This is a genomic window from Microbacterium sp. Bi128 (genome assembly GCF_918698205.1).
The window spans coordinates 1-6,893 of the sequence record NZ_CAKKMM010000210.1; the positions used below are offsets into that span (position 1 = coordinate 1).

Consider the following 6,893-nt stretch of genomic DNA (forward strand, 5'->3'; position numbering starts at 1 on the left):
GAGGACGGGGGTCCCGGCATCCGTCCTCCCTACGCCGGTTCTCCTCCGCTGATCGCGCGCCGGGGGCGCCGCGAACACGGGATGCCGTGATCGCACGACGACCGCGGGATGCCGCGATCGCACGCTCTCGGGGGCGCTCGGGGCCGGCGGCGGAGCGGCTTCGGTCGTTGTGCCGCGGAGCCCGACTCCGCTAGGTTCGATGTTGACGTCAACATGTTGACGTCAACATTTCCCTCACGAGGCCGCAGAGCAGCGGCCGGATCGGAATGACGATGAAGTCAGCTCGACTGCTGTCGATGACCTGTGCCCTCGCCCTGGCCGCCGGTGGGATCGCGGCGATGACCACCGCCTCCGCGGCGCCTGCTGTCGCGGCGGGGACGGATGCCGTCCGCATCACCCCCAACCCCGCGTCCGCGGCGGAGCCCTTCGAGGGCTGGGGGACGAGCCTGGTGTGGTTCGCCAACGCCACCGGCAATTACCCCGCCGACGTGCGGCAGAAGCTGTTCGACGCCGTTTTCGGCGACGACGGTCTGAACCTCAACATCGCGCGCTACAACGTCGGCGGCGGCAACGCGTCCGACGTGCCGTCGTACCTGCGGCCCGGCGGGGCCGTGCCCGGGTTCTGGAACCCCGAGCTCCCGGCCACCGACGCGCACGGCGAGATCACCTCGGACTTCGCCGACCGTGCACGGTACAAGGCCGCGTGGAACCCCGACGACCCGACGCACTACGACTTCGACGCCGACTCCGCCCAGCGGTGGTGGCTCGACGCGCTGAAGGACAAGGTCACCCACTGGGAGGCGTTCAGCAACTCCCCGCCCTACTTCCTCACGCAGAGCGGATACGTCTCGGGCGGCGTCAACAACGCCACGAGCGAGCAGCTCGCTCCCGCCGACATGGAGAAGTTCGCCGGGTATCTCGTGACCGTCGTCGACGAGCTCGAGAAGGAGCATGGCATCCGGTTCGACACGATCGATCCGTTCAACGAGCCGAACACGAATTACTGGTCGACGCAGATCCCTCAGGGCCAGCAGTGGCCCACGTCGGCGAGCCGCCAGGAGGGCGCGCACATCGGGCCGCAGGCGCAGGATGCCATGGTGAAGGCGCTCGCGGCCCGTCTCGCGCAGCCCGGGACGAGCACGGATGCCGTGATCTCGGCGATGGACGAGACGAACCCGGGCATCTTCGCGACGAACTGGAACGCGTGGTCGGCGCAGTCGAAGGGGCTCGTCGATCAGCTCAACGTGCACACCTACGGCACCGACGGTCGTCAGGTCGTGCGGGACATCGCCAAGGCCGCGGACAAGCCGCTGTGGATGAGCGAGGTCGAGGGCAACTGGACCGACAAGAGCCGCGGCTTCGTGACGGACGACATCGAGAACGGTCTGGGCATGGCCCAGCACATCGTGGGCGACCTGCGCGAGCTCGAGCCGACCGCCTGGGTGTTCTGGCAGCCGGTCGAAGACCTCTACAACATGGAGAAGGTCGAGAAGCTCAACTGGGGCAGCGTCTTCATCGACTTCGACTGCAACGCCGAGGGCAATTCGTTGCGGCGCATCGCCGACGGCGATGCCGACCCGTCGTGCCAGGTGAAGACGAACGAGAAATTCAACACCGTGCGCAACTTCACGCACTACATCCACCCCGGCGACCGTCTGATGTCGACCGACAACGCCCAGTCCACCGCGGCGGTCGACGCCGACGGCGACGGCGCCACGATCGTGCACGTCAACTCCGAGGCGACCGACCGGACCGTCGAGATCGACCTGCGCGACTTCGGCACCGTCGCCCCCGGCGCGACCATCACCCCCATCGTGACGACGCAGTCCACGGCGGAGGAGCCCTCGGTCAACGCACTCCGGGAGGGCGAGAAGGTCGTCGTAGACGCGGCATCCCGGACCGCCACCCTCACGGTGCCGGCCAAGTCGGTCACCACGTTCGTCATCGACGGCGTCTCGGGCGTCTCCGGCGACGCCGCCGCCTTCCGGGACGGCGACTCCGTGCAGCTCACAGGTCTGCAGAGCGGTCTCGCGCTCGACGGTACGGCCGGTCTCACGCTGCGTCTCCCCGGCGGTACGGCGGACGCGATCCGCCCGCAGTCGTGGACCGTGCGCACCGTTTCGGGCGCGGGTACGAACCTGTACCGCTTCACGCTGCAGAACGGCGACGGGACCTTCCTCGCCTCGCGCAACGGGGGGACCGCGCTCGTCGACTCCGACCCGGCCGCTGCGGCGGCCGACCCGGCCCTCCAGTGGATGGCGTCGACGACCGACGGCACGTACTACTCGGTGCTCAACGTCGCGAGCGAACGGGTGCTCGACGTCAACGGCCAGAGCACCACGCCCGGTGCCGCTGTGGGCCTGTACACCTCGAATGGCGGCTCCAACCAGCAGTGGCGCATCTCGACGTCCCGCATCGTCGGCACCGAACCGCTGTCGGTCGCCACGGCCGTGGGCGTCGCCCCGGAGCTCCCCGGTGACGTCACGGTCCGCTACGCCGGACGCACGCTGCGGGCGGCGGCGGTGACCTGGCGCCTCGACGGCCTGGACTGGTCGCGACCCGGCACCGTGCAGGTGCGGGGGACGGGCACCGACCTCTTCGGCTCGACGTTCGAGGCGACGGCATCCGTCGAGGTCGGCGCGTACACCGCGACCCGGCCCGCGTCGACGACCGTTCCCGCGGGGATCGCTCTCGCGACGGTGAAGGGGCTGGCCGACGGCAGCGTGCGGGCCGAGCTGCGTCCGTCGGGGTCGGGCTACTGGATCCCCGTCGAGTGGACGTGGGACGGCCTCACCGACGCCGCGTTCGCCGAGCCCGGCACGGTGCCGGTGACCGGTTTCGCCACCGGTCCGAGCGGCGAGCGTCTCGCGGCGACGCTGACGGTCATCGTCACCGAGGCCTCGGAGCGCAACGTCGCTCCGGAGAGCGCTCCGTCGGCGACCTTCACCGAGAGCTCCCAGTACAGCGTCGCCAACACGATCAACGGCAGCTCGACCGACAAGGGCTGGTCGAACTGGAGGTCGGGCACCAAGAACGCCCAGGACACCCTGAGCTACGACCTCGCCCAGCGCGAGACCGTGACGGGAGTGTCGGTGCAGTTCTACCGCGACGGCGGCAGCCTCAGCTGGCCCTCGACGATGCGTGTGGACCACCGTGTCCAGGGCGGCGAGTGGGTTCAGGGCGAGGTGGTCACCGTGCCCGAACCCTCGAGCGGGGCTCCGAAGGTCGACGTGCCCCTGGGCGCCGCGGCCGATGAGGTGCGCGTGGTGATGAACGCGCGGTCGCAGACGCACATGATCGTCTCGGAGGTCGAGATCTTCGCCGCCGCGGCCGCTCCGGCGGGGATCGCGGACCTCGCGCGCCTGACCGTGGGCGACGAGCCGATCGCGGGCTTCGCCCGTGATGTGGTCGCCTACACCGTCGCGTCGACGGGTGCAGCGTGGCCGACGCTGCACGCGCTCGCGGTGGACGAGGACGCGAGCGTCGTGGTGACGCAGCCCGGCGACGCGGAAGGAACCGGATCGGTGCGGGTCACCGCTCCCGACGGCACCGACCGCACGTACACGGTGACGATCGCTCGCACGGTCGGCGTCGACACCCCGGTGATCGTCGGCGAGCCCCGCGTCGGGTCGACGGTGCGCGCGACGGTCGTCACCGATCCGGACGACGCGGCGCTGACCTACGCCTGGCTGCGCGACGGTGCGCCGATCGCCGGAGCGACCTCCGACGCATATGCGTTGACCTCCGCGGATGAAGGGCGTCAGATCGCCGTCGAGGTGACCGCGGTCGCCGACGGCTTCGCCGCGGGTGCGGCCCGCTCCGCGGTGATCGTTCCCGCTGCGGCATCCGTCGACCCGGGCCCCGGCGGCGGAACCGACGGCGGTGACGGCTCGGGCGACGGGTCCGGGGCGGGCGGCGGGGCGTCGAACGGCACCGGCTCGGGGACGGGTCTCTCGAGCCCGTCGACCGGCGCCTCGACGGGCGGCCTCGCGACCACCGGTCTGAACGCCGAGGGCGTCGCGGCCACGGTCGCCGGAGCGGTGTTCCTGCTCCTCGTGGGCGGCGGGCTGGTGCTCCTGCGTCGTCGGCGTACCCAGGCCTGAGCCTCAGAACACGTGGCCGCGTCGGTTGCCCTCGGGCGGTCGGCGCGGCCACGTCGTTGTGCGCGCCCCGTGGCATCCGCGTGCCGCTGGAAGGCGGCGTCCGCGTGCCGCCGGAAGCGCGTCCGGAACAGGGGATGCCATGAGAACAGGCTGATCCGCGCGGGATCGGCTGGAAGGCGGCGTCCGCGCACCGCCGGAAGCGCGCCCGGAACAGGGATGCCATGAGAACAGGCCGATCCGCGCGGGATCGGCCTGTTCTCGGCTCATCGCCTGTTTTCGTGCCGCGGGTTCGCCGCAGCCGCGGCGGAGGCGGGTCCGCGCGGCGTCAGCGTCGCCGGGCCGCGGGAAGATCGATCGGACCGGTGACCGACAGCTCGTTCTCCCAGACCTCGATCCCTCGGACCCCCGGCATCCGCGCCTGGGTGAAGACCGGGTCCAGCCCTTCCCGACGCTGCTGGGTGTAGTCCTTCAGGAGCGTGAAAGCGATGCCCGACAGTAGCGCGATGGCGACCAGGTTGACGATGGCCATGAATCCCATCGCCCCGTCGGCGAAGTTCCAGACGACGTCGGCCGAGACGAGGGCTCCGGCGAACACGGCCGCGATGGCGAAGAGACGGTAGCCGAGGAGCACTGCCGGGCTCGAGGTGATGAATTCGATGTTCGTCTGGCCGTAGTAGTAGTTGCCGAGGATCGAGCTGAACGCCAGCAGGAAGATGATGACGATCAGCAGGATGTTGGACCAGCTGCCGAGTGCGCCGACGACCGCCCCCTGCGTCAGCCCGATGCCGCGCTCGGCATTGGCCAGGTCAGGGACCGAGACGAGGATCAGGAACGCAGTGATCGAGCACACCAGGAACGTGTCGAAGTACACGCCGAGGGTCTGCACGAGCCCCTGCTTCACCGGGTGCGTCACGGCCGCGCTCGCACCGGCGTTGGGTGCCGAGCCGAGCCCCGCCTCGTTCGAGAACATGCCCCGCTTGACGCCGGTGAGGATGATGTAGCCGAGGGCTGCGCCGACGATCTCGTTCGGGCCGAACGCCGAGGTGAAGATCAGCGCGAACACGCCGGGCAGGCGCTCGATGTGGATGGCGACGATCACGAGCCCGAGGAGCAAGTACAGCAGCGCCATGACGGGGACGAGCGTCTGCGTGACGGAGGCGATCCGACGGACGCCACCGAAGATGACGAGTCCCATCAGGACCGCCAGAGCGGATCCGATGACCACCGGGAGCCACGCCGCGGAGTCGTCGCCGAAGCTCCCCGAGATGGTGGCCTGGATGGTGTTCGCCTGCAGGGAGCTGAAGGCGATCGGGAAGCAGATGATGAGGATGACGGCGAACAGCACGCCCATCCATCGCGCGCCGAGTCCGCGCTGCATGTAGTAGGCGGGGCCGCCGAGGAACCCGTCCTTGTCCCGCGTCTTGTACAGCTGCGCCAGCGACGACTCGATGAAGGCGGATGCACCACCGACGAAGGCCATCAGCCACATCCAGAAGATCGCGCCGGGGCCGCCGATCGCGATGGCCGTTCCCACTCCCGCGATGTTGCCGACGCCCACCCGCGAGGCTGCGGAGATCGTGAACGCTTGGAACGACGAGATGGACTGCGGTTCCCCGGTCTCGGTGCGCGGCGTCCGATCCTTCAACGTCCGGAACATCTCGGGGATCAGGCGAAACTGCACGACGCCGGAGCGGATCGTGAAGTACACGCCGAGGCTGACGACGATCGGGAGGACGATCCATGTCCACAGGTTGTCGCCCCAGGTCAGCAGCCACGCGTTTACAGCATCCATCCGCACAGTATGGTGACCGCGACCGCCGCTCGCCAGTTCACCGCAGGCGCGAGCGCCGACGCCGCGTGCTGCTGGGAGCCCCGGGCGGCACGAATTCGCCGCGCCCGTGGCATCCCCCTTCCGCCGATTCCGCCCTGCGGGCCGCGAACCACGGAAGGATGGAGAGGTTCGACATCCCCCTCTCCGAGGAGCCCCATGCACGTCAACGCTTACGCGGCGTCGTCCGCGACGTCCCCCCTCGAGCCCACCACGATCGAGCGGCGCCAGGTCGGCCCCGCCGACGTGCTCATCGATATCGCTTATGCCGGTATCTGCCACTCCGACATCCACACCATCCGCGGCGAGTGGGGTGAGGTTCCGTACCCGCTGACCGTCGGCCACGAGATCGTCGGCACGGTCGCCGAGGTCGGCTCCGACGTCACGAAGCACGCCGTCGGCGACCGCGTCGGCGTCGGCTGCATGGTCAACTCGTGCCGCGAGTGCGAGAACTGCCTCGCCGGCGAGGAGCAGTACTGCCTCAACGGCAACATCGGCACCTACGGGGCCGTCGATCGCGACGGCACCGTCACCCAGGGCGGTTATGCGCAGAAGATCGTCGTCGACCAGGACTTCGTGCTGCGCGTGCCCGAGTCGATCCCCTACGAGGCGGCCGCGCCGCTACTGTGCGCCGGCATCACGACGTATTCGCCGCTGAACCACTGGAACGCTGGCCCGGGCAAGAAGGTCGCGATCGTCGGTCTCGGTGGTCTCGGGCACATGGCCGTCAAGATCGCGCACGCCATGGGTGCCGAGGTCACCGTGCTGTCGCAGACGCTCAGCAAGAAGGACGACGGCCTGAAGATGGGCGCCGACCACTACTACGCCACGAGCGACCCCGAGACGTTCCGGACGCTGAAGAACACGTTCGACCTCATCGTCAACACCGTCAGCGCCCCGCTGGACCTCAAGCAGTACCTCGGCACGCTGACGCTCGACGGCACGATGGTCAACGTCGGGGC

At 69.7% G+C, this 6,893-nt stretch carries 3 protein-coding genes; 2 read left to right on the plus strand and 1 reads right to left on the minus strand.

All coding sequences use genetic code 11. The annotated features are described in order from the left end of the window. Positions 1-272 precede the first annotated feature (272 nt). A complete protein-coding gene (locus tag LQV45_RS14785) occupies positions 273-4,103 on the plus strand; it encodes a glycoside hydrolase (protein WP_230007682.1) in 3,831 nt (1,276 codons plus the stop codon). Positions 4,104-4,428: 325 nt separating this feature from the next. Here LQV45_RS14785 and LQV45_RS14790 read toward each other — a convergent pair whose 3' ends face one another. Further along, entirely contained in the window at positions 4,429-5,895 is a 1,467-nt protein-coding gene (locus LQV45_RS14790) for a sodium:alanine symporter family protein (protein WP_230007683.1), read from the minus strand. 195 nt (positions 5,896-6,090) lie between these two features. Between LQV45_RS14790 and LQV45_RS14795 the strand changes: the two genes are divergently transcribed. Then, positions 6,091-6,893 (plus strand): NAD(P)-dependent alcohol dehydrogenase (locus tag LQV45_RS14795; protein ID WP_230007684.1); only part of this gene is annotated, 803 nt, incomplete at its 3' end.

Excerpts from the sequence above, each read along its gene's own strand:
- LQV45_RS14785 (WP_230007682.1), top strand. The coding sequence starts at position 273 with ATGAAGTCAGCTCGACTGCTGTCGATGACCTGTGCCCTCGCCCTGGCC.
- LQV45_RS14790 (WP_230007683.1), bottom strand. The coding sequence starts at position 5,895 with ATGGATGCTGTAAACGCGTGGCTGCTGACCTGGGGCGACAACCTGTGG.